The following is a 734-nucleotide window of genomic DNA, read 5'->3' as shown; positions in this document are numbered from 1 at the left end:
AAAAAAAGAATGTTATTTCTAACATTCTTACAAAAAATATAGTTACGACTGCTTTTTTACGTTTTTTTCTATATGGTAGAGCAGCAAATGAACGCTCTGGTAAATATCTCTGATATCAGCCTTACACTCATTTAGTACCCAATTAAAAATTATTGCATAAACACCGTTTGCCACCATTTCGACTTTTCGAACCGAAAATGCGCCCCGCGGTCTCATATACATTTCAATCGCATAGGCATATTCTTTACTTAAGACGCGACAAAATTCTGCTGGATCTTGTGCAATACGATTTAAATTGGCGTAAAAAATCTTGTTCTCCTGGATTTTAGCCAGCATTCTATAAAACATGCGATCCATATTTTCACTACCAATAACGCGAAGGGTCCTTCTAGTTTGCAACGCTAAAACCGAAGTAAACAAATCACAAATATTGCGGTATTTTTTGTAGAAAGCTACACGATTAATTTTCAGTTCTTTACAGAAGTTTGTTACAGTGTATTTGTTTACACTGTACTTCGACAATCCCGTCACCAATACTTCTTCAGCTTTTGTTAGTCTCATATCCTTCCTCACTTCTACTTATGGTATTATAAATATATCAATGATGACGGTTACACGCAATAGTTTCTGGTAAAAAAATGATTTAATTTTTAAAAGTTTCTGAATTCTGCAAATAAAGCGTTTTATAAAAATAAGCAATCAAAAAAACTAATAAACCAGATTAATAAACGGTT

General features: G+C 32.8%; 1 protein-coding gene. It reads right to left on the bottom strand.

Features of this window, described 5'->3' with window-relative positions; all coding sequences use genetic code 11:
• Nucleotides 1-42: 42 nt before the first annotated feature.
• A complete protein-coding gene (locus JF73_RS08705) occupies nt 43-561 on the bottom strand; it encodes a TetR family transcriptional regulator C-terminal domain-containing protein (protein WP_046327885.1) in 519 nt (172 codons plus the stop codon).
• Between the last annotated feature and the right edge of the window lie 173 nt (nt 562-734).

The organism is Lactobacillus helsingborgensis, from assembly GCF_000970855.1.
Taxonomy (GTDB): domain Bacteria; phylum Bacillota; class Bacilli; order Lactobacillales; family Lactobacillaceae; genus Lactobacillus; species Lactobacillus helsingborgensis.
This window is presented reverse-complemented; position numbering and strand designations above follow the sequence as displayed.

Excerpts from the sequence above, each read along its gene's own strand:
- JF73_RS08705 (WP_046327885.1), bottom strand. The coding sequence starts at position 561 with ATGAGACTAACAAAAGCTGAAGAAGTATTGGTGACGGGATTGTCGAAG.